Origin of the sequence: Persicitalea jodogahamensis (assembly GCF_014651615.1) — a bacterium.
GTDB lineage: Bacteria > Bacteroidota > Bacteroidia > Cytophagales > Spirosomataceae > Persicitalea > Persicitalea jodogahamensis.
Genome location: NZ_BMXF01000001.1, coordinates 244,127 through 264,775, shown reverse-complemented (window position 1 = coordinate 264,775; position 20,649 = coordinate 244,127). Strand labels below are relative to the sequence as shown.

Annotated in this window: 20 protein-coding genes; 13 read left to right on the top strand and 7 right to left on the bottom strand. The window is 52.1% G+C overall.

The genetic code is table 11. The features are described from left to right. The first annotated feature begins 80 nt into the window (after positions 1 to 80). From IE117_RS01115 to IE117_RS01105, 3 genes are all read left to right on the top strand, one after another. Positions 81 to 1,325 carry an AGE family epimerase/isomerase gene (locus IE117_RS01115; RefSeq protein WP_189562514.1) on the top strand — a complete coding sequence of 415 codons (1,245 nt, stop codon included), beginning with the start codon at positions 81 to 83 and terminating at the stop codon, positions 1,323 to 1,325. A 137-nt stretch (positions 1,326 to 1,462) separates the two neighbouring features. Then, positions 1,463 to 2,680, top strand: a complete 1,218-nt coding sequence (locus tag IE117_RS01110; RefSeq protein ID WP_189562513.1) for a parallel beta-helix domain-containing protein — start codon at positions 1,463 to 1,465, stop codon at positions 2,678 to 2,680. Then, positions 2,681 to 3,742, top strand: a complete 1,062-nt coding sequence (locus tag IE117_RS01105; RefSeq protein WP_229580152.1) for an SO2930 family diheme c-type cytochrome — start codon at positions 2,681 to 2,683, stop codon at positions 3,740 to 3,742. An 11-nt stretch (positions 3,743 to 3,753) separates the two neighbouring features. On the opposite strand, the gene IE117_RS01100 is transcribed toward IE117_RS01105, so the two are convergent. Continuing rightward, the gene (locus IE117_RS01100) at positions 3,754 to 4,557 is read right to left on the bottom strand and encodes a Rossmann-like and DUF2520 domain-containing protein (protein ID WP_189562512.1); all 804 of its coding nucleotides are present in this window, start codon (positions 4,555 to 4,557) and stop codon (positions 3,754 to 3,756) included. Positions 4,558 to 4,724: 167 nt separating this feature from the next. On the opposite strand from IE117_RS01100, the gene IE117_RS01095 reads away from it, so the two are divergent. The 3 genes from IE117_RS01095 (at position 4,725) to IE117_RS01085 (ending at position 8,334) form a co-directional block, all read left to right on the top strand. After that, the gene (locus IE117_RS01095; RefSeq protein ID WP_374757957.1) at positions 4,725 to 5,405 is read left to right on the top strand and encodes a glycosyltransferase family 2 protein; all 681 of its coding nucleotides are present in this window, start codon (positions 4,725 to 4,727) and stop codon (positions 5,403 to 5,405) included. Positions 5,406 to 5,530: 125 nt separating this feature from the next. Continuing rightward, positions 5,531 to 7,015 carry a cellulose synthase family protein gene (locus tag IE117_RS01090; RefSeq protein ID WP_189562510.1) on the top strand — a complete coding sequence of 495 codons (1,485 nt, stop codon included), beginning with the start codon at positions 5,531 to 5,533 and terminating at the stop codon, positions 7,013 to 7,015. After that, a complete protein-coding gene (locus IE117_RS01085; RefSeq protein WP_189562509.1) occupies positions 7,012 to 8,334 on the top strand; it encodes an MptA/MptB family glycosyltransferase in 1,323 nt (440 codons plus the stop codon). The genes IE117_RS01090 and IE117_RS01085 overlap by 4 nt, the downstream gene beginning before the upstream one ends. A 14-nt stretch (positions 8,335 to 8,348) precedes the next feature. Here the strand turns inward: IE117_RS01085 and glpK are convergent, their stop codons facing one another. After that, positions 8,349 to 9,848 carry a glycerol kinase GlpK gene (glpK, locus tag IE117_RS01080; protein ID WP_189562508.1) on the bottom strand — a complete coding sequence of 500 codons (1,500 nt, stop codon included), beginning with the start codon at positions 9,846 to 9,848 and terminating at the stop codon, positions 8,349 to 8,351. A gap of 280 nt (positions 9,849 to 10,128) precedes the next feature. On the opposite strand from glpK, the gene IE117_RS01075 reads away from it, so the two are divergent. Continuing rightward, positions 10,129 to 10,887, top strand: coding sequence for a hypothetical protein (locus IE117_RS01075; protein WP_189562507.1), 759 nt, complete (start codon positions 10,129 to 10,131; stop codon positions 10,885 to 10,887). Between the two features lie 29 nt (positions 10,888 to 10,916). Here the strand turns inward: IE117_RS01075 and IE117_RS01070 are convergent, their stop codons facing one another. Then, positions 10,917 to 11,996, bottom strand: coding sequence for a ferredoxin--NADP reductase (locus IE117_RS01070; RefSeq protein WP_189562506.1), 1,080 nt, complete (start codon positions 11,994 to 11,996; stop codon positions 10,917 to 10,919). A 580-nt stretch (positions 11,997 to 12,576) separates the two neighbouring features. On the opposite strand from IE117_RS01070, the gene IE117_RS01065 reads away from it, so the two are divergent. Beyond that, a complete protein-coding gene (locus IE117_RS01065) occupies positions 12,577 to 14,979 on the top strand; it encodes a T9SS type B sorting domain-containing protein (protein ID WP_189562505.1) in 2,403 nt (800 codons plus the stop codon). A gap of 61 nt (positions 14,980 to 15,040) precedes the next feature. On the opposite strand, the gene IE117_RS01060 is transcribed toward IE117_RS01065, so the two are convergent. The 3 genes from IE117_RS01060 to rplU all read right to left on the bottom strand — a co-directional run bounded on the left by IE117_RS01060 (position 15,041) and on the right by rplU (position 16,567). Next, the gene (locus tag IE117_RS01060; RefSeq protein WP_189564178.1) at positions 15,041 to 15,637 is read right to left on the bottom strand and encodes a NifU family protein; all 597 of its coding nucleotides are present in this window, start codon (positions 15,635 to 15,637) and stop codon (positions 15,041 to 15,043) included. A gap of 204 nt (positions 15,638 to 15,841) precedes the next feature. Continuing rightward, positions 15,842 to 16,153, bottom strand: a complete 312-nt coding sequence (gene rpmA, locus IE117_RS01055; RefSeq protein WP_189562504.1) for a 50S ribosomal protein L27 — start codon at positions 16,151 to 16,153, stop codon at positions 15,842 to 15,844. Positions 16,154 to 16,255: 102 nt separating this feature from the next. Then, positions 16,256 to 16,567: a 50S ribosomal protein L21 gene (gene rplU / locus IE117_RS01050; RefSeq protein ID WP_189562503.1), complete on the bottom strand. Its 312-nt coding sequence runs from the start codon at positions 16,565 to 16,567 to the stop codon at positions 16,256 to 16,258. Positions 16,568 to 16,888: 321 nt separating this feature from the next. On the opposite strand from rplU, the gene IE117_RS01045 reads away from it, so the two are divergent. The 5 genes from IE117_RS01045 (at position 16,889) to IE117_RS01025 (ending at position 19,998) form a co-directional block, all read left to right on the top strand. Next, entirely contained in the window at positions 16,889 to 17,368 is a 480-nt protein-coding gene (locus IE117_RS01045; RefSeq protein WP_189562502.1) for a TlpA disulfide reductase family protein, read from the top strand. Between the two features lie 42 nt (positions 17,369 to 17,410). Continuing rightward, a complete protein-coding gene (locus tag IE117_RS01040) occupies positions 17,411 to 18,064 on the top strand; it encodes a thioredoxin family protein (RefSeq protein ID WP_189562501.1) in 654 nt (217 codons plus the stop codon). A 140-nt stretch (positions 18,065 to 18,204) separates the two neighbouring features. After that, on the top strand, positions 18,205 to 19,125 hold the full coding sequence (locus tag IE117_RS01035) for an SMP-30/gluconolactonase/LRE family protein (RefSeq protein ID WP_189562500.1): 921 nt from the start codon (positions 18,205 to 18,207) through the stop codon (positions 19,123 to 19,125). Positions 19,126 to 19,135: 10 nt separating this feature from the next. After that, the gene (locus tag IE117_RS01030) at positions 19,136 to 19,510 is read left to right on the top strand and encodes a diacylglycerol kinase family protein (protein WP_189562499.1); all 375 of its coding nucleotides are present in this window, start codon (positions 19,136 to 19,138) and stop codon (positions 19,508 to 19,510) included. Beyond that, a complete protein-coding gene (locus IE117_RS01025) occupies positions 19,510 to 19,998 on the top strand; it encodes a hypothetical protein (protein WP_189562498.1) in 489 nt (162 codons plus the stop codon). Before IE117_RS01030 ends, IE117_RS01025 begins: the two co-directional genes overlap by 1 nt. Positions 19,999 to 20,049: 51 nt before the next feature. Here the strand turns inward: IE117_RS01025 and IE117_RS01020 are convergent, their stop codons facing one another. Next, positions 20,050 to 20,565, bottom strand: coding sequence for a DUF2911 domain-containing protein (locus IE117_RS01020; protein ID WP_189562497.1), 516 nt, complete (start codon positions 20,563 to 20,565; stop codon positions 20,050 to 20,052). Positions 20,566 to 20,649: the final 84 nt, after the last annotated feature.

Genomic DNA, 20,649 nt, shown 5'->3' with positions numbered 1-20,649 from the left:
TTGGGTTCAGCCCGAAATTAACGCTATTTTTGGTTTTCCCCTACTTTCAAATCCTTTCCCCGGCACCCAGCCTTGTTCGCATGGACATAAAAAAACTAGCCGAGCAATACCGCCACGAACTGACGCAGAATATCCTTCCGTTTTGGGAAAGTCATGCGTTCGATCCACAGTATGGAGGAGTTTTTGAAGCTCTGGACGAAAGGGGCGAAATCATATCCACCGATAAACCCGTGGCGTTGCAGGCCCAAGCGGCCTGGGCTTTTGCCTTTGCGTATAACCAGCTTGGCCCAAATCCCGCGTGGTTGGAATTGGCGCAGAAAACGGTTCATTTTTTACTGGAAAAGGGCCGCGATGCCAAAGGGAACTGGTATCAACAGCTCGACCGCCGGGGAACATCCCTTAGCAAGGCAACCGACCATTTTCCGGCTTTGTACGCCACGCTGGCTTTGAGTCAACTCGCCCAGGCGACGGGCGGAGATGCTTACGCCGACGACGTGCAGAAAACCCTCGCCAGGGTACTGCGGAAACGAGATTCTTCTCTGAAAAAACAAAAAGAAAATCCTGGCGGTGGTCCGTCGGGCGGCGGAACGCCAATCGGACGAGCGTTCAAAAACCTGGAAGAATTCGCCCTGATCGGCCACGCGCTGTTGGCTTCGGAATCCTACGCCGATAAAAAATGGTTCCAGAAAACACTCAACGGCTACGTGGCAGAGCTGACCGATGACTTTTATGACAAGCGTTCCGACATCCTGTTGGAAAACATTACACCCGAAGGCCACTTTTGGGACTGTCCCGCAGGGAGAACGCTGGTGCCAGGACGGGTGTTCGAAGTGGCTAATTTCATGATGGACATCGCCGACCGAACCCGAAATCGCAAATTGCTCAACCAGATGCTCGACCTCACTGAGCTGACCGTCCGCGCGGCCTGGGATGAGGCATCGGGCGAGGCGTCGCCCGGCGAAGCGTCGCCCGGCGGTTTTTATTATCGCATGGACCTGAAAGGCAAGCCGCCCCTAGAACCGCGCTGGAACCACAAATTGGCATGGGTGCAACTGGAAGCCCTACAGACGCTGATGAAAGCACACTTGCTGTCGGCTCGGCCTGTGTTTCTGGAAATGTTCGAGCAAACGCACGAGTACGTTTGGGCGCATTTTCCCGACCTTGCTTCCGGCGGCTGGTTTACCGAACTCTCGCAAAAGGGCGAACCGTTTGTCAGACATAAGGTACTTCCCGATAATGGTTTTTTTTCCTTGGTGAAGAATCTGGCGAATGTAGCCACGCTGCTTGAGATTGCGAGAGGGAAAGGAAAGCAGCGCGTTGGCTGACAGGAAGCTGCCCGAATTGATTAAGCCGTTGGACGGCATTTTTATCAAAAAACTCGCTTGACAGCTTCCAAAGTATTATTGACGCTTGCGGGGATTTTTTATTATTTTTACAATCCATAAAATCCTCCCACGCAGCCATGAAATTTCCCGTCTTCCTTTTCTTAAGCTTCCTCGCGGGTGCAGTTTGCGCTCAAACGAACGAGGCCCAACCGACCGCGGCCCGACCCGATTTTCAGAAAAAACTACAGCGGCAGCTTATTCTGGCCGAAGACGGCGACACCATCCGGCTGGACGCCGGGACATTCCCGATCAGCGGTACCCTCTCGCTGGAAGGTAAGAAAGACATCACTTTACTGGGCGCAGGCAAAGACCGGACGATTCTGAGTTTTAAAAACCAGACCGAAGGGGCCGAGGGCTTGCGGGTGAGTAATGCGCAGAATATTGTTTTACAGGATTTTACGGTGCAGGATGCCAAAGGCGATGCCATCAAAACCATGAACCTCGACGGCGTCACTTTCCGTCGGGTGAAAACCGAATGGACGGGCGAACCCAAAGCCGAAAACGGGGCCTACGGTTTGTATCCCGTCCTGTGCACCAATGTGCTGATTGAAGAATGTGAGGCCATCGGGGCCTCCGACGCGGGGATTTACGTGGGGCAATCGAAGTACATCGTCGTGCGCAATTCGCGTGCCTACCACAACGTGGCGGGAATCGAAATCGAGAACTCGCAGATGGCCGATGTGTACGACAACGAGGCGACCGAAAACACGGGCGGCATTCTGGTCTTCGACCTGCCCGACCTGGTGCAGAAAAAGGGCGGCAACGTGCGCGTTTTCAATAACAAGATTCATAACAATAACTACCCCAACTTCGCGCCCGAAGGCAACATCGTGGCCAGCGTTCCGCAGGGAACGGGGATTTTAGTGTTGGCCACCAATGACGTGGAGATCTTTGATAATGAAATCATCGGCAACAATAGCCTGGGGACGGGTGTCATCAGTTACTACCTCACTGAAAAGCCGCTGACCGACTCGCTCTATTACCCCTACCCAACCCGCGTTTCCATCCATGACAACCGCTACCAGCGCGAACGGGTGAAGTACCAGGGCAAAGGGCGACTGGGCCTGATGTTCAAGTACAAGCTGCGCTTTGGCCGGAAAGTGCCGGACATCATTTTCGATGGCATCCTGGATAAAGACCATCCTGAAATGACGCCTATCTGTGTGCGAAACAACAAGAATGCCTCTTTCGCGACCCTGGATGCGGCCCATAATTTCAAGCAGGTGTCGCGGGACGCATCCCCCTACGACTGTACCCTCGATCCGTTGAAAAAAGCCGAGCTAACCCTGAGATAGATGATGCGGACGGTCAAGTACTTTTTTTTCCTGGCAGCGGCAGGTTATCTTTTTTCTTTCAAAGAGGCCATGCTTTCCGCGGACACTATGCCGCTGGCCCCAAAGGAAATGTTATCCGAATACGGATTTTTTGCGGGAAATCCGGCGGAGCAGCGTCCGGCGGCGGGCGTGATTCCCTACGCATTGAACACGCCGCTCTTTTCGGATTACGCCCAAAAACTTCGCTTCGTGAAGTTTCCCAATGGTCAATCGGCTGCCTATAACCCCGATCAGGTGCTGGACTTCCCGGTCGGGACGGTACTTATCAAGACTTTTTATTATCCCAAAGACGCCCGCAACCCCGCACTGGGGCGGCGGCTCATGGAAACCCGACTGCTGTTGCATGAGTCCAACGGCTGGAAGGCCTTGGAATACATCTGGAACGAAGAGCAAACCGACGCTCTCCTGGAAGTAGCGGGCGACAGCAAGGAGGTAGCCTGGATCGACGAACAGGGCGATAAGCGCACACTCACTTACTCGATGCCTAACCTGAATCAGTGCAAAGGCTGCCACAATCAGAACGAAAAACTGCTGCCTATTGGCCCTTCAGCCCGGCAACTCAACGGTACTTTGGCCTACGCCGACACTACCGAAAATCAACTGGTACACTGGCAGCGCCTGGGCCTGCTCACGGCCCTGCCCGACCTGGAAGAAGTACCCACAACACCCCGCTGGGATGCCCCCGGCACAGGTAGCGTTGCCGAACGCGCCCGCGCCTGGCTGGACATCAACTGCGCCCACTGTCACAGTCCCGCCGGGCCCGCCCGCTCGTCGGGACTTTTGCTGCACTGGCAGGAAACCGACCCTACCCGGCTGGGCGTGATGAAAGCCCCCGTCGCCGCCGGACGCGGCACGGGTGGGCGGCTCTACGGCATCGTTCCGGGCCAGCCAGACCAATCGATTCTGGTGCATCGGCTCGAATCCACCGATCCCGGCGTGATGATGCCCGAGCTAGGCCGCCGCTCGGTACACCAGGAAGGCGTACAACTCGTGCGGGCCTGGATCGAGGGAATGCCCCGCTGAGAATGGCTAGGTCAGTCGTCGAAGTGCCGCTCGCGGATGTCTTCCGTCATCAGGCGATAAATTGCCGTCCACTCGGGATTGAGTTCCTGCAGGTATTCCAGATGCCGGGCCGTCATGGCCCAATCGGCGCGGCGGGCGGGGCCTGTCTGTACCGTGGCAGGGTCGGAAGTTTGCAGCGCCTTGTGGGTGGTCTCCTGAATCAGGGGTTTCAACAAATCAAAAGACAACTGCTCGTGCGCCAGCAAATCGTGGGCAATCGAGAACAGATGGTTGGTGAAATTACAGGCAAACACCGCCGCGATGTGCAAATTGCGGCGCTCCTCCGAGTCACCGATCTGCACGCTCTGACTGATGGTCTGCGCCAGTTTGACTAGCTCTTCCTCCGTCGCTTCGTCGGTAGCTTCGATGCAAAAAGGGATTTCGGTATAGTCCAGCCTCACCTCCTTGGTAAAAGTTTGTAGTGGATACAGCACGCCCGTCCGCACGGGGACGTCGCTGTGGACTTCGACCAAATGCTGTAAATCGGCCAGCGAGCGACTACCCGAAGCATTGGCCAGGATCACACCGTCGGGTAACACGACGCGCTCCATGATGCTTTCCAATGCATCATCGGAAGCCGCAATCAGGATCAGGTCCGCAACGCTTTCAGAAAAATTCAGGTCGGGCTGGATAGCCGTGTCGTACAAGAGAGCCGTTAATTGCCGGGCGTGCTGCGGGTCGCGGCTGTACACCTCGCAGATAAGGTGCCCGGCCGCCTCGAAGGCTTGTGACAAATGCCAGGCCACGTTTCCGGCCCCAATGAAGGAGATTTTCATTAAAAATCAGTTTTGATTGAGAGAATGAGTGATTGAGTGAATAAAAAAGCTCCTTAAATCCCTACTTTTGCACCTGACTCTTAAAGAAAACGGGCTTCGGTTTCTAACTTGGCTACTCTGAAAAAGCCGAAAGCCGACCGCCGAAAGCCGAAAGCCTTTTGCAAAATATCCTGATCGACGTCGTCATTCCCGCTTTTAACGAAGAAAATTCGGTAGGTAACGTCGTACGCGACCTACCCGATTCCGTGCGGGAAACGGTGGTGGTCAATAACAACTCGCGCGACGATACGCGACGGAATGCCCGGGAAGCAGGAGCAACGGTACTGGATGAACCTCGCCAGGGCTACGGCTACGCTTGCCTGAAAGGAATAGAGTACCTCAAAAACAAACCTGATCCGCCGGAAATTCTGGTTTTTGTGGATGCCGACTATTCAGACTATCCCGAAGAACTGACCAAAATTGTGGATTATTTGCTCGAAAATAATCTCGATATGGTCATCGGCTCGCGGGCACTGGGCGAGCGCGAGTCTGGTGCCATGACACCGCAGCAGGTATTTGGCAACTGGCTGGCAACGACACTGATCAAGCGCTTTTATGGCGTCACTTACACCGATCTAGGTCCGTTTCGCGCGATCCGTTTTGACAAGCTCATCGCCATGCAGATGCAGGATACGACCTACGGCTGGACCGTGGAAATGCAGCTCAAAGCTGCCAAAATGGGCATGGCCGTGGGCGAGGTACCCGTCACTTACCGCAAGCGCATCGGCCATTCCAAGGTATCAGGCACCGTGAAAGGAACGGTACTGGCGGGATACAAAATTCTTAGCTGGATATTCAAATATAGATAAGGCGGATGGTGCCACAATTGGAGCAACTTCACTGCGCCTTCATGCGTAGTAATGAACATATCATCCCCAGGCCTGTTTTTTGAGTAATTTTGAAACTGACCTGTTTTTCAAACGATCCTCTTCCTTTGACTTTTCTTCAATACCTGGTTCTGATTCCTTTTCTGCTGGCTATCCTGTTCATTTTCGCGTACAGTTTATCGCAGGTGGGATTGGTTTTTGCCTATTGGAAGGAGGAAGCCACAGAGCCACAGAACCACAAACCGACGGGGTGGGCGGGCGACTCCGTTCGGGGTACTCCTGAATCAAAAACCTGGCCCGTAGTCACGGTGCAACTACCCGTGTACAATGAACGGTACGTGATCGAGCGGTTGATGGCGGCGGTGGTGGCTTTCGATTACCCGCAGGAATTGCTGGAAATCCAAATACTCGATGATTCGACCGACGATACCGTGGAAATCATCGCCCGGAAAATAGCGGAATATGCAGCGCGGGGGTTTGATATAAAACACATCCGCCGCAGCGATCGGACGGGCTTCAAGGCGGGAGCACTTGCTTATGGCCTTACCACCGCGCGAGGTGAGTTTATAGCCATCTTCGACGCGGATTTTGTACCGAAACCGGAATATTTAAAAAAATCCATTCCTTATTTTTCCGATGCGGAAGTGGGCGTGGTTCAGTCGCGCTGGGGGCATCTTAACGAAGACTATTCCCTCATTACGCGTATGCAGGCCTTCGGACTGGATGCGCACTTTACCGTCGAGCAGGTAGGGCGCAATGCGGGTGGGCATTTTATCAATTTCAATGGCACGGCGGGTGTCTGGCGTAAAAGTACCATCATCGACGCGGGCGGATGGTCGGCGGATACGCTCACCGAAGACCTCGACCTCAGCTACCGGGCCCAGCAGCGTGGCTGGCGGTTTGTGTATCTCGAAGGTCTGGTTTCACCTGCTGAACTACCTGTGACGGTTCCCGCCGTGAAATCGCAGCAGTACCGCTGGACCAAAGGCGCCGCCGAGTGCGCCCGTAAAAATCTGGGTAATGTATGGCGCTCGCCTGACCTCTCCTTCGCCACGAAGTGGTATGCCTCCTTCCACCTGCTCAACAGCTCTATTTTTATCGCCACACTGGCGACCGCCCTGCTGAGTGTCCCGATGCTGGGCCTGAAACTAGGCTGGGGCTGGCTGACTTTCTTTCAGTTGAGCCTGATTATCATGGGTGTATTTTACTGGACGGCCTTCCGGCGACGCGGAGGTACTTTTTGGGAGTTCGTCGTCATGTTTCCAACCTTTTTGGCGATCATGCTCGGGCTATCCCTGCACAACGCCGTGGCGGTACTGGAAGGGTACTTAGGCCGAAAAACACCCTTCGTACGTACCCCAAAGTTCAATGTCAACCAACGCGGCGACCGCTGGCAGGCCAATGCCTATCTGGTTCACAAAATTCCGCCGCTCACCTGGGTGGAATGGGGGCTGGTGCTCTATTTTCTGGGAGGAATCGTGCTGGGGCTTGTCACTCATAATTATAGCGCGCTGGCTTTCCATACCGTGCTGGTGCTGGGATTTGGGTTCATCGCCTACTGGTCGGTACGGCATTCACTGGCCAAGCCATGAGTCGGCTACTGTGGGCTGTCGGAATCATGGCAGCGGCAGCGGGATTCTTCTTTTTATTCCAAACTACCCGCAGCGATACCGTTACCTTGCTGAGTCTGTGGGGAATATTATTTCTGCTCTACGGAATCGCGATTCGAGATTGGGCCAAAGTACCTTTTAAATTTCTTATCGGTGCGGCGGTCGTTTTTCGCCTATTCGGGATGCTGCACTTTCCGAATCTTTCCGACGACGTGTACCGCTTCATCTGGGACGGGCGGTTGCTGGCCCATGGTTATAATCCTTTTCTGTACCTACCCAGCGAAATTCTCACTACTGCCATCGCCTTCCAGGCCGGGCTGACGGAAGCCTTATTCCAAAAACTCAACTCCCCCGACTACTACACGGTGTATCCGCCGCTGCTGCAAGGCTGGTTTGCAGCAGCGACTACGCTGGGCGAAACTGAATGGGCAACCGTGTTCTGGTTACGGCTGCCCATTTTTTTAGGCGAGCTCGCGACACTTTGGTTGCTTTATCAGCTTCTGAATATATTGGGGAAAGACCAAACTCAGGCGCAGCGAGGCGTACTGCTGTACGCGCTAAATCCGCTGGCTATCGTGGAGTTAGTAGGTAACCTTCACTATGAAGGGCTAACGATCTGCTTTCTGCTGGCAGGTTTGTACTTTTATTTGAAACAAAAACAAACCTCCTCGGCGACTTCCCTGGCCCTGGCGGCGGGCGTGAAGCTGTTGCCGCTCATTTTTATTCCAGCCCTATTGAACAAAAAAGATTGGGAAAAAAGCCTGAAATATGTCCTGACGGCGGGGGTAGTTTTTCTTTTGCCCTTCCTGTTTTTCTTCAACCTGACGATTATTGAGAATATCTCCACCAGCCTCGACCTGTACTTTCGTCGATTCGAGTTTAACGCCAGTCTGTACTACCTGTTGCGGGGAATCGGCACATTCGTCATGGGCTACAACCCGATTGCCACCATCGGACCGTTGTTGGCGTTGGTTTCTATCTCGCTAATATTGTTTTTCTCGTGGTCTAAAAAACTTAAACTTTCCCTGCCCGAGCGCTGGCTTTTTGCACTCACCACCTACCTGCTTTGCGCTACGACGGTGCACCCGTGGTACATTGTGCCACTCCTCGCTTTGAGCGTTTTGTCCCGATTCCGGTTCCCTATCGCGTGGTCAGCGCTGCTGCCGTTGACTTACGTGGCTTACGGGCAGTCCGGTTTCCAGGAGAATCTATGGGTCGTGGCGGTGGAGTACCTGGTAGTTTTGGGATGGTTAGGCTGGGAGCTGAGTCATAATAAATCAGTTAAGGAATTCAGGCAATAGGAAATTTTCTTCCCTTACTCCTCCCAACCAAACGACTTCGTTACCGCCTTCTGCCAGCCATTATAAAGTTCCGTTCTCTGAGCCTCTTCCATGTTCGGGTTCCAGGTTTGTGCAATCGCCCAGTTTTTCCGCAAGTCATCGAGGTCTTTCCAGTAGCCTACGGCTAGCCCCGCCGCGTAAGCCGCGCCCAGAGCGGTAGTTTCGGCGACGGCGGGAGCCACGACCTGAGCATTCAGCATATCTGACTGAAACTGCATGAGCATCTGGTTTGCCACCATACCGCCATCCACGCGTAACGATTTCAGCTCGATGCCCGAGTCCTCCTCCATGGCATTCACCACGTCCACGGTTTGGTAAGCGGTCGCTTCCAGCACGGCGCGGGCGATATGGCCTTTCGTGACATAACGCGTAAGTCCGGCGATGACGCCACGGGCATCGTTGCGCCAGTAGGGAGCATACAGGCCCGAGAAAGCCGGAACGAAGTAAGCGCCACCGTTGTCGGCCACACTTTGGGCCAATTGTTCGATGTCACTGCTTTTTTTGATCAATCCCAGATTATCGCGTACCCACTGCACCAGTGCTCCCGCGATGGCAATACTACCTTCCAGCGCGTACTGCACAGGCTGGTCGCCGAACTTGTAGGCAATCGTGGTGAGCAGGCCTTTTTCTGAAACCTGCAATTCGTCCCCGGTATTCATCACCAGAAAACAGCCCGTACCGTAGGTATTTTTGGCCATACCAGGTTCGAAACAGGCTTGTCCGACGAGGGCGGCGTGCTGGTCGCCCAGTGCTCCGGCCACCGGAACGCCCGGCAGAGACTCCGAAGCAACGTGGCCATACACCTCGCTGCTGCTCTTGATGGCGGGCAGCATGGCTTCGGGGATATCAAAGGCTTTCAACATCGACGCGTCCCATTGTAGGGTTCGCAGATTCATGAGCTGGGTGCGGCTGGCGTTGGTGACGTCCGTCACGTGAATCCCACTCTTTGCGCCACCCGTAAGGTTCCAGATCAGAAAAGAATCCATGTTACCGAAAAGCGCATCGCCTTTCTCAGCGTCGGCCCGCAAGCCATCTACGTTGTCCAGTAGCCATTTCAGCTTTAAGCCGCTGAAATAGGTGGCTAGCGGGAGTCCGGTGATGGCCCGGAAGCGGTCGATGCCGCCCTCTTTTTCGTATTTAGCCACCAAAGTACCCGTCCGGGTGTCCTGCCAGACCAGCGCATTATGATAGGCTTTTCCGGTTCGGCGATTCCAGACAACCGTGGTTTCACGCTGGTTGGTGATGCCAACGGCGGCCACCTCGCCGACATCAGCGGAGGCCTTGATCCGCGCCAGGGCAATGACTTCCAGGGTGTTTTTCCAGATTTCGTCGGGATTATGCTCCACCCAGCCGGGCTTTGGATAAATCTGTTCGTGTTCCTTTTGGCCTACGGAAACGATATTGCCCTGTCGGTCAAACAGGATGCAACGGGTACTGGTGGTGCCCTGGTCGATGGCGGCGACGTACTTCTTCATAAAGCGTGATGCAGGATTAATGGTTTTGCGGCGTTGTGCACTCCATTTATGAAGAGTTCGACTGCCTCACAATCTACCGAAATGCCTGCCCGATTTTTCGTGGCTACCCATCAAGCAAAGGGTGTAAAAACCTGTTGATAGGTAGTGGCAACCAATAGCAGCTATTGTGATTCCGATTGCTAGGCCATTATTGCCAGATGCCAAAATATATTCCTGCTTTGTGTATTCAAATCGTTTACCGCTTCCTCCCCCCAAAATCATCTTCCTCCTGGCAATTTTTATGAGAAAAAACCTGCTTTTTCTGGCCCTGCTGGCTATTTCCCTGCTTTTGGTTTCCTGCGGCGGCGATGCTGAAGGTACCAGCGCAACTATCACCTCTTTACTCTCCACAGAAGATGCTACCACCAACGACTCGGGAAAGGGTGACTGTGTTCTTTCGTACCAACGCAAAATGGATGAACTCCTGCCATTGGATGTCATCAAGAAGCACTACACCGGTGAAATGCCCGATGCCAAGATGAAGTACGACAAAAGCGCTCCTGAACGTGATGCGTCCAAAGACAAGTACCTTTATTCCTGGAAAAGCGACCGCACTCGAATAATAAAAATAGGCAACTCGACTATGGAGATTCCTCTCCAAAATGAGATTGGCGTGATGTGGCTGGGAAGCGATTTATTTATGATCGGTAAAAAAGCAACGCCTCTCGAAAACTTCAAGGCCTATTACCGCAATCCTACGCAGGAGGAAATGGATCTCGCCTTCAAAGCAGCCGAGGAACGAATCAAAAGCGACCCTAATTATTCCAAGGAACAAGCCGAAACAGCAGCAGGCATGGCCAAAGGTATGGCGGCCAAAGATAAGTTTGAGGACGTGCCGGGGCTTGGCGATGCTGCCTCGTTCAATAAAGAGGAAAACTACCTGACGGTTTTAGTAGGTGCGACTACTTTCCAAATCGTTGCCAATGTGAGTAAGGAAAAAGCCGTGAACCTGGATCTGGCGAAAAAGCTGGCAAAAGAAGTACTGGACAAATGCAAGTAACACTTGACAACTACCTTTGTCATATGTAGTTATTCCACTTCAAGTACCACATCGTCACTCATCGGATGCGCGACGCAGGTGAGTATAAAGCCCGCGTCCAATTCGCTTTTTGATAGCGCATCTTCTTCGTCCAAATGCACTTTTCCTGATACGCAGCGTCCCATACAGGCGGTACACATACCCGCCTGGCAGGAATAAGGCAGGTCGATGTCCAGATCCAGCGCCGCTTCCAGCACAGTTTGGTGCGGTTCTACCCGAAATTTATACTCACTGCCTTCGTAAAGTACTGTCACTTCGTGCCCCTTCGGCGAATCGTCATCGACATCCTCCGGAGCCTCGGTGACATCGCCGTGGGCTTTGGCGGTGGTGGCAGTCAGGAAGCTTTCTCTGTGGATACGCTCGGCGGGAACGTCCAGGATGTCCAGGGCGCGTTTGGCTTCCTCCATCATATCCTCGGGACCGCATAGGTAGTAGTCGGTTGCAGCGGGGTCGGGCTTAGGCAAGCCTTCCATGATTTTCAGGATCTGGCTTTTGTTAAGCCTTCCCATTTCGCCGATCCAGGCTGCCGAGGGCTGGCTGAGCGTATAGATCAATTGAAAGCGCTCGCCGTATTTCTCCTGAAGGGCATCCAGGTGATTTTTGAAAATAATACTTTCCTCATTGCGGTTGCCATAAAGCAGATAGACTGTACTCTCCTGCTCCACCATCAGCACCGATTTGGCGATGGACATCAGCGGCGTAATGCCACTGCCGGCCCCGATCAGTACTACGGTGCGCTTCTGCTCGGCGTCCAACTTAGGCACGAAATGGCCCATTGGCTCCATCACTTCCAGTACGTCGTCTACCTTCACCTCCTTCGTCAGATACTCCGACGCAAAGCCGCCCGGCAGCAGTTTTACGGTAATAGCCAGCGACACATCCGTATAAGGCGAGCTCGACATTGAGTAAGACCGGCGAACTTTACTACCATTCTGAGGCAGCAATAGCGTCAGAAACTGGCCGGGCTGGTACTTGACTACCTCACTCAATGGATGCCAGAAGTGTAATGTGACGGCGTCTGGCGTTTCGTGGGTGATCTCTTTTATTTTCAGGAAATAATACTTGCTCATGTGACTGTTCTATTGGCTGTCGGCTAACAGCCATTGGCTTTTTTTGCTTTCCAATTTCATTCTCCTCATTCAGCCTGCAAAAGTACGACTTTGGCTACACACCGAATAGCTTCGCTTCTTTAAATATCTCTAACCGTTAAATACCATGACCGAATCGGTTTGTTTTAAATTTTTAGAAGAAACAAATCATACGGCTCTGAACCATCCAAATACCGTTTAAATATGAGCCTTCCATGGAGATACTTCTACGACTCTCCTTACCGAACAATTAGATCATGCATACCCCCACTATATTGAACCAATACGTAAGCTTCAGTAGGTGTGCGGGCGGGAGTTTCGGAATTCAACCATTCCAAGTTGTAACGGAGACCTGAATCGATAGCGAGGGTAGTTAACGATGAAAGCAGAGCAAAGAGCTTAGGCTTAGGAAAGAGATATCATAAAAAAAACCAACGCAGAGTTGAAGATGGGACAGCAATAATACGTACGGTGTATGAAACTCACTCAATTCGTGTCGGTTTATCGCTAAATTGGCACCGAAATTGCGCACCAACGGGTGTCAATAGAAATCAAAAGAGAAATGACGAAGCGAGCGATAGCGTGGATCTTGTGGGGATGGGTGGCAGCGATAAGCGTACTGGCCCCCGTGCAAGCCGCGCACGTCATTGGCGGCAATATTACAATCTCGCCCAGGAACAATCTGACGGGCGTGTACGATGTTTGCGTGACACTCTACTACGATGCCAACAGCTCCGATCCCAACGCCGAACAAAGTGAGATCACCGTATCGTTTTTTCGTAAATTCGATAATGCCCGGCTCAGCGATCTACGACTGAAACAAACCAGCAAGCAGCCGCTTCCCTTCACTAATCCGGGGTGTGCCGCTTCAAGAAATCTGAAAATCAACGTCGTTCAATTTTGTGCTGAAACCCGGTTGCCATTGAGCGAATACGCGCACCAAGATGGCTACTACGTGAGCTGGGAGCGTTGCTGTCGTTCAGCCGACGTCAGAAATCTCAAAGGGGCAGGAACTTCCTCACTGGTGCTGTACGCCGAGTTTCCGCCCGTCTCGACGGCCAATCATTCGCCTGTCTTCGGTGCAGCCAACGGCGAAATCCTCTGCCGCAACACGGCCTACACTTTCGAGTCGGGTGCGACAGATCCTGACGGCGACGAATTGCGCTATCGCCTCGACACCCCTTTCAGCAGCACACGCCCTCCCTACGGCATTGATCCCCTGGCGCCGTCTACGGCGGGCCCTTATCCCAAGAGCGAATGGGCTAACGGTTTCGGCACAGCCAATCCCGTGCCCAGTCAGCCCGCTTTTTCGCTCGATCCCAAAACCGGAACCATCCGCCTGACGCCCACCGAAACGGGGCTGTTCGTTTATCGTGTAGTGGTGGAAGAATACCGGGGGGGGCGTAAACTCGGCGAGTCGCACCGCGATTACCAGCTCCTGGTCATTGACTGCAACACCGACAATCCTCCGCCCGTAGCCATTGAGGACGCCTTGCTCCCGCCCGGAGCGACCATCGCGGAAGGCGATTCACTGATCGATGTCGGCATCTGCCGGGGTGATACGATTCAGCTCAAAGCCGAAAGCAACCCGCAGTTTGCCTACCAATGGCAGCGCGACGGCGTGAACCTGAAAAATGCCAGCGGGCCCGCTATCACCATCACGCAGGAAGGCGTTTACAGTGTGGTCAAAACGTTTGCCGATCGCTGCGGCAACGCCAGCACGCTGGGCGAAAAGTTTGGTGTGAAGTACCGTTTGCAGGAAAAAGTCAACATCACACCCGGTCCAAAAGCAAGTGTCTGCGAAGGCACGCCGCTGGATTTGACGGTAAACATCGGCGGTGCAGGGTGGTCGTTTCGCTGGCAAAAGGACGGCAAAGCCTTGCCTGGCGCGACGTTCAACACGTTATCTGGCGTTACGGAAGCAGGAGTTTACATAGTGAAAGCGGCCAACATCGTCACGCAATGCGTCAGCTCTGATACGGTGACCGTGCGGCTGAACACCAGGCCGCCTGCCTCCATAACAGCGCCTGCTCGAGAAGTCTGTCAGGGAGATTCGGTAGTACTGCAAACCAACGCGGGGAAAAGCTTCACTTACGTGTGGTACCAGGCCCAAACGCCACAGACCAACCCCATCGGCCCAATTAACCTGGTTAAGCAATCAGGGCTTTATTCTGTAGAAGTAAGGGATACTACCACGGGTTGCTCACGCCGTTCCGACACACTGCGCATCACGGTGAAGCCCGCCCCCGAGGTACTTTTTGATTCTATTCCGTCGCTGTGCGGGCAGGCCGACGCGAAGCTATCCCTGTCTGCAACGCCTACGGGCGGAATTTTCTCAGGCAAAGGAGTCAGTGGAAACACCTTCGACGCCAACCAGGCTGGCTTGGGCAGTCACCCGGTAGTTTACACGTACAAAGCCCCAAACGGTTGCACAGCCACCGCTACTCAAACCGCACGGGTGACTTCCGCGCCGAGGGCTTTTTTAGGGAATAACAAAGTAATTGTCCGGGGTGACAGCCTTCAACTCCGGAGTTCCGTGACCGATGGGGCCACCTATGAGTGGTCGCCACCGCTCGGTCTGAGCAACCCGAACGTTGCGCAGCCCACTGCTTCACCTACCCAAACGACAACCTACCGATTGCGCGTCTCGATGGCCAATGGCTGTTTTTCGGAAAGCGAGATAGTGATAGAAGTACTGCCGCCCGTCAAAATTCCCAATGGTTTTACGCCTAACGGCGACGGCACCAACGACACCTGGGAAATCGAGAACAGCGCAGCTTACCTGGATTGTGAAGTGGAAATCTTCAACCGCTGGGGCAATAGAGTATTCAGTTCCAAGGGCTATGACAAAGACTGGGGAGGCCAATTCAACAACGAAGACCTTCCTGCCGCCACCTACTACTACGTCATCAAACTCCATCCCGACCTACCTGTAAAGAGCGGAAGCGTGACGATTTTTCGTTAATGGATAATTGACAATGGATAATTCTCGCTCTTCCATTATCCATCGTCAATTATTCACTGGGTTAAACTCCCTCCGCTACGACTGTTTTCACACCTGGCACCATCCGGGTAAGCAGATTTTCGATACCCGCTTTTAAGGTTAAAGTCGAGGATGGGCAGCCGCTGCACGAACCCTGCAGAAGAACTTTCACCGCGCCAGAATCCTCATCGAAAGAATGGAAGTTGATAGCTCCGCCGTCGGACTCTACCGCCGGGCGGACATACTGGTCGAGGGCCGCTTTGATCTGCTGTACGGTTTGCGTGTCGTTTTCTTCTACAATCATCGTGTTGCTCTCGATGGTTGTCGGCTCAAAAACGGGCTGGTTTTCTTCGAAGTATATTTTGATAAACTGCTTCGTATCATACAGCACCTCCTCCCAGGCGCTGGCATCATCCTTGGTGATGGTTACGAAATTGCTGGCAATGAATACCCGCCGTACATGCGGAAACTGGAACATATCTGCTGCCAGCGGCGACGCTTTCCCTTCTTCCAGTGCGGCGGCGTGGGAAGGGTAATCAAATGACAATCCATCGGGTACCAGCTCGAAATTCAAAACGAATTTCATGGAGTTTGGATTAGGACTCAGTTCGGTATAAATATAAACGGGGCGATTCAGCATAATGGAGAATGAACAAGAATAATGGACAATGACTGATTTTCCGGCAATCAGCCGCAACGTGTTTGATTCTTCTTTCAAACAAACGTTTTCGATTAAAAATTTCAGAAAGCAAAAGTACCCGCCTGGCTAATACCAAAAGCCCGAGGGAATAAATCCTTCGGGCTTCCGACTAATTCAATAGCTTTATTCTAAAGCGAAATTCGCTTATGCCTCGGCAGCTACGGGAGCATTTGCCGCGGGCTGTGCTTCGCCGGTTTCGGCGGCAATGGGCTCAATGGAAACCCAAGACTTACCCTTGGCTTTCTTGGTGAACACCACATGACCTTCAACCAATGCAAACAATGTATGATCACGACCCAAGCCGACGTTGCGGCCAGGATTATGCTTTGTACCGCGCTGGCGAACAATGATGCTGCCTGGCTTAGCGTGCTGCCCACCAAAGAGCTTTACACCCAAATATTTAGGATTCGAATCCCGTCCGTTCTTGGAACTACCTACACCTTTCTTGTGTGCCATAACTTTTAATTAGTGAATTATGGAATTATACAATTAGTGAATAACAGATTACGATACCGCCGGGCGACCTCGTCCGACATTCACTAATTCCCTAATTCCAAATTAAATAACAATATCATCAATACGGATTTTCGTCAGGTACTGACGGTGACCGTTTTTCTTTTTGTAGCCTTTGCGGCGCTTTTTCTTAAAAACGATGACCTTCTCGCCTTTCAAGTGTTCGAGAATGGTGGCATTGACCGAAACGCCGTCGATGCCGGGGGCACCAATCTGGATCGTGCCTCCGTCGTCAGTGAGGAGGACTTTGTCGAAGACAAGTGCAGCGTCCACATCCCCTTCAAGCCGATTGGTGAAGATGGTGCGGCCCTTTTCAATCTTGAATTGCTGACCTGCGATTTCTACGATTGCGTACATTATTTAGACCTGGTTTTTTGAAATGAGGGGCAAAGATAAAAACTTGTTGCTCAATTCACAAAGTGTACTCCCAAATTCTTTTACCAAGCTGAAAGACCCGTGTCCAATTGCTGATCTGAATGTGTCTTTTCGGGCCATCCTGCTTTTTCTCTAAAAAGTTTGGCACAATGCTTGATAGGGTTGGCGGTTATAGTCCCGGCAAACTGATAAATGAGAGGAATGAGGAGAAAAAACTTGCTGACAATCTGCCTGTTATTATGCGCAATAAATGCCCACTCCCAAAATGAATTTGCTTCCGCAAATGGCGATTTGCTAGCAATTATGGAGAAGACGCAGAGAAAAGAAAAAAATATTGTTGCTAAACTAAAAGCGCCGACTGTACTCGAAGTGAAGTGGTCGGTGTTGGAAAAACTACTTAACTCAAATACCGACACGACTTACATCGTTAACTTTTGGGCTACCTGGTGCGGCCCCTGCGTAAAAGAACTTCCTTGCTTTGAAGAACTTAACCGTAATTACGCCAGTCAAAAAGTCAGAATAGTACTGGTGAGTATGGATTTTGTCGATGATATGGAGGACAGGGTTGTACCAATGGTCGAGCGTATGAAGCTGAAAAACACGGTGTGGCTGCTCAATGAACCCGACGCCAACAGCTGGATCGAGCGGGTGGATGCCAATTGGTCGGGTGCCTTACCTGCTACGTTGATTATCAACACGAAGCAGCAGAAGAGAGTCTTCTACGAAAAGTCGCTTGACTATGAAACCCTAAACCGCAAATTGAGTTACTTTGTCGACGAGTAACTGTCGAACCCTCAAAAAAATAAGAAGTTAAATTTCTATGAAATGAAAAGATACCTAGCTAGCATATATGGCACATTGCTTTTGGGCATGGTCGTCTCGCTCCAGTTGCCTGCCACTGGTTTTCCTAACCAGAAGATTGACCCTGTGCAAGCCGATTACAAGATCGGTGATGTCGTGGCCGATTTTCAGTTGAGGAGTGTGGACGGGCGCTCTGTCTCGCTCCGCGATTTCGATAACCAGAAAGGAGTCATCGTCATTTTTACGTGCAACCACTGTCCATTCTCGAAGGCTTACGAAGATCGCATCGGGGCTTTGAACGGAAAATTTGCCGGACAGGGCTACCCGGTTATAGCCATCAACCCTAGCGACCCAAAGTCGTATGAGGATGATAACTTTGAAAAATTAAAGGAACATGTCAGCGCAAAAGGCCACGCTTACCCCTATTTGGTAGATGACTCCCAGACTGTGGCCCGGGCCTTCGGGGCCAACCGCACTCCCCAAGCCTACGTACTCCAAAACAACGGCGGGAAATTTACCGTCCGATACATCGGAACACTGGACGACAATCCCCAGGACCCGGGAAGCGTCAGGAAGCACTATGTCGATGATGCCGTTTCCAACCTTTTGGCCGGAAGACCTGTTACTACCACTACTACGAGGGCAATCGGCTGCGCCATCAAGTGGAAAGATGCGTAGAGACTAACCCTTTTACTTTTTTCAGGAAAAACTACCAGTACAAGATAAGCCGGGGCAGAAATGCATCGGCTTTTTTGTCTTGTGAGAAATAGGCAATATCTTGAAAACACTTACCTTTCTGGCTCGAAAACTATAAGCCTATGAATTTGCCTAGAACATTACTTCTTTTTTTTACGGTCCTCAGCCCATTGATTTCGACGTGGGCGCAACCGGACGCACCGCCTGCTACCAAGACCTTTACGGTACCCGAAGAATTTACGAACAACTGCGAAGGTCCAGCGGTGGACGCCGAGGGGAATGTATACGCGGTAAATTTTGCTCAAGACGGTACCATTGCTAAAATCAGCCGACGCGGCAAAACCAGCTTTTTTATAACCTTACCCAAGGGAAGTACCGGGAATGGAATCCGCTTCGGTGACGCCAACACTTTTTACATTGCCGATTTTACGGGACACAACGTACTGAAGGCCAATTTAGAGACTCGGGAGGTGAGCGTGTATACTCACGAACCACGCATGAATCAGCCAAACGATGTGGCTATTACCCGCTCAGGGCATATTTTCTGCTCCGACCCCAACTGGAAAGCTGGTACCGGACAGGTGTGGCACGTGGCACCGGGTGGCAAAACTCGACTGGTGGCCGAGAATATGGGCACCACCAACGGCATCGAGGTGAGTCCCGACGAAAAGACCTTGTATGTAAACGAAAGCGTACAGCGCAACGTCTGGGCCTTCGATCTGGCTGCCGATGGTACACTCTCCAATAAGCGGCTATTGCATCAATTCGCCGACGGCGGCATGGATGGAATGCGGTGCACAGCCGATGGGAACCTATATGTGACCCGCCACGGCATGGGGCAGGTGGCGGTGCTGTCACCTGACGGGAAAGTGGTCAGGACCATTCCGACCATCGGTAAGAAGGTGTCCAATATTTGCTTCGGGGGCAAGAAGGGCAAGAACGCTTACATCACTTTGCAAGACCGGGGCAACCTGGAAACATTCAAAGTTAAATCGCCGGGCCGTGAGTGGGTGATGATGCGGGAATTTGTTAAGCAGCGGTAGCCGCTCCACTATGGAATTTCCCGTCGATCTTCGCAAAGCCCTCCAGAGTTTTCGTTATGCAGGCAAGGGCATAGCCGATCTTTTTATTTACGAAAACAACGCCCGCATCCATCTCTTCGCGGCTGTTTCTGCCATAACAGCAGGCTTTTATTTCGGCCTGTCTACCACGGAATGGGCATTGTTGATTACGCAAATCGCGCTCGTGTGGGCGGCAGAAGCGTTCAATACTGCGCTGGAAAAATTGGCTGATGCCGTCTCCTCCGATTACCATCCACTCATCAAATCGACAAAAGATCTGGCCGCCGCCGGGGTACTTATCGTGGCCATTTCGGCGGCAATAGTGGGCGTTTTAATTTTTTTGCCAAAAATTTTACTGCTGTTCTGATGTCCTCCCAAGAAGTGTATATTAATGCAAAAGAGAAAGTACTTCGCAGTGCCTCCATCGTCGTGCTACTACTCTGCCTTTTGCAAAATGCAAAAGCGCAGGATACTGATCGGCGCCCTATCCAGGAATTGTACGACCGTGAAACGATCTACCTGATCAGCCCAAACCGCTACGTGCGCAACAACATCGAGTATACAGGCAGCGCGCAGCTGCGCCGTGAGTTTATGCTTTCACCGGGTGGTATGCAGTTGTATTCCCGTTCACAGCGCAACCGCAATATTGCGCTTGTTGTGTCGCTGGTGGGTTCAGCCGGGACGATATACACATTAGCCTCAGGTAACCGCGATTTTTACCGGCCATTTTTCATTCTCTCTTTAGGTACCGGCCTGGCTTCCGGCCTATTGAACATACGGGCCAACACCCAGCTCAACCAGGCGGTGTGGCTACGCAACCGCGACGCAATGAGCTTATCGGAGATCAGAAAATAAAAAAGCCCGATCCGGATGGATCAGGCTCAACAAAATTTTATCAACAGGGTTTTATTTCTGGTACTTGAGCGGTACTTCAAAACCCTGCTTGTCCCACTGAAAACTGAGCTTGTTGTCGTCCTTAACATCGAACATCAACTTATCAGCGGAGGTTTTGTAGTTTTTGGTCGGCACGGTCACTTCGGCTACGTTTTTGTCCTTTACCTTGTCGTAACCAAAGGCCCCCCACTGCTTCAGCTCGGGGTTAAGAATTACCGTCCATTCCTTCTCACCGGGAATGGAGTACAGGGAATAAGTACCTGCCTTTACGGGCTTCCCGCCAAACATGACGTCTTTCTTGAAAGTGATTTCGGTGGCTTCGTTAGCCCCTGTGCGCCACACTTTTCCGTATGGCTCCAGACTTCCACTACCTTCTTTTCCAAAAATAACACGGTCGCGCTTAGACGGCTGACCGTACACTACGGTTACGTTTTTGCCATCGGCAGTCATCTTAGGGCTGGGCTTCTGAGCGAATACTGTGCTGAAAGCAAATACTACCAGCGAAAAAATTAACAAAGTCTTTTTCATTTTGATTATTAAATGGATGATCGATCGTTTGTTATGAAACGCCTCTTTGGATCAAAAAGTTGTCAGGAAGGCCAGAAAAGGACA

Excerpts from the sequence above, each read along its gene's own strand:
- IE117_RS01100 (WP_189562512.1), bottom strand. The coding sequence starts at position 4,557 with ATGAAAATCTCCTTCATTGGGGCCGGAAACGTGGCCTGGCATTTGTCA.
- IE117_RS01115 (WP_189562514.1), top strand. The coding sequence starts at position 81 with ATGGACATAAAAAAACTAGCCGAGCAATACCGCCACGAACTGACGCAG.
- IE117_RS01045 (WP_189562502.1), top strand. The coding sequence starts at position 16,889 with ATGGAGAAGACGCAGAGAAAAGAAAAAAATATTGTTGCTAAACTAAAA.
- IE117_RS01105 (WP_229580152.1), top strand. The coding sequence starts at position 2,681 with ATGATGCGGACGGTCAAGTACTTTTTTTTCCTGGCAGCGGCAGGTTAT.
- IE117_RS01085 (WP_189562509.1), top strand. The coding sequence starts at position 7,012 with ATGAGTCGGCTACTGTGGGCTGTCGGAATCATGGCAGCGGCAGCGGGA.
- IE117_RS01065 (WP_189562505.1), top strand. The coding sequence starts at position 12,577 with ATGACGAAGCGAGCGATAGCGTGGATCTTGTGGGGATGGGTGGCAGCG.
- IE117_RS01110 (WP_189562513.1), top strand. The coding sequence starts at position 1,463 with ATGAAATTTCCCGTCTTCCTTTTCTTAAGCTTCCTCGCGGGTGCAGTT.
- IE117_RS01025 (WP_189562498.1), top strand. The coding sequence starts at position 19,510 with ATGTCCTCCCAAGAAGTGTATATTAATGCAAAAGAGAAAGTACTTCGC.
- glpK (WP_189562508.1), bottom strand. The coding sequence starts at position 9,848 with ATGAAGAAGTACGTCGCCGCCATCGACCAGGGCACCACCAGTACCCGT.
- IE117_RS01040 (WP_189562501.1), top strand. The coding sequence starts at position 17,411 with ATGAAAAGATACCTAGCTAGCATATATGGCACATTGCTTTTGGGCATG.
- IE117_RS01070 (WP_189562506.1), bottom strand. The coding sequence starts at position 11,996 with ATGAGCAAGTATTATTTCCTGAAAATAAAAGAGATCACCCACGAAACG.
- IE117_RS01060 (WP_189564178.1), bottom strand. The coding sequence starts at position 15,637 with ATGCTGAATCGCCCCGTTTATATTTATACCGAACTGAGTCCTAATCCA.
- IE117_RS01035 (WP_189562500.1), top strand. The coding sequence starts at position 18,205 with ATGAATTTGCCTAGAACATTACTTCTTTTTTTTACGGTCCTCAGCCCA.
- rplU (WP_189562503.1), bottom strand. The coding sequence starts at position 16,567 with ATGTACGCAATCGTAGAAATCGCAGGTCAGCAATTCAAGATTGAAAAG.
- rpmA (WP_189562504.1), bottom strand. The coding sequence starts at position 16,153 with ATGGCACACAAGAAAGGTGTAGGTAGTTCCAAGAACGGACGGGATTCG.
- IE117_RS01075 (WP_189562507.1), top strand. The coding sequence starts at position 10,129 with ATGAGAAAAAACCTGCTTTTTCTGGCCCTGCTGGCTATTTCCCTGCTT.
- IE117_RS01030 (WP_189562499.1), top strand. The coding sequence starts at position 19,136 with ATGGAATTTCCCGTCGATCTTCGCAAAGCCCTCCAGAGTTTTCGTTAT.
- IE117_RS01020 (WP_189562497.1), bottom strand. The coding sequence starts at position 20,565 with ATGAAAAAGACTTTGTTAATTTTTTCGCTGGTAGTATTTGCTTTCAGC.